General features: G+C 44.1%; 1 protein-coding gene. It reads left to right on the top strand.

The annotated features are described in order from the left end of the window. Positions 1-281 (top strand): HAD family hydrolase (locus AAEY83_RS14205; RefSeq protein WP_351059835.1); only part of this gene is annotated, 281 nt, incomplete at both ends.

Raw genomic sequence — 281 nt, 5'->3', positions numbered from 1 at the left:
ACATCAAAGTGAGTTAGGGCATTATTTTAGTGCAACGCGTAGTAGTGATGACGCAAGCTCTAAGCCATCGCCCGATATGTTGTTTCAATTATTAGCAGAGCTTGGCATAAGCGCCGATGAAGCGGTTATGATTGGCGATACAAAAATTGATATGGCAATGGCGCAAGCCGCGGGTATGGATAGCATAGGTGTCACTATGGGTGTACATAACGCAAAGCAACTTAGCGAGTTTAACCCGATTGCAACTGTTGATAGTTATCAGCAGTTGCAACAGTTATTGC

The organism is Psychrobacter sp. TB20-MNA-CIBAN-0197 (assembly GCF_040309765.1).
Classification (GTDB): domain Bacteria; phylum Pseudomonadota; class Gammaproteobacteria; order Pseudomonadales; family Moraxellaceae; genus Psychrobacter; species Psychrobacter submarinus.
Note: the sequence above shows the minus strand (reverse complement) of the source record. Positions and strands in the feature narration are given on the sequence as shown.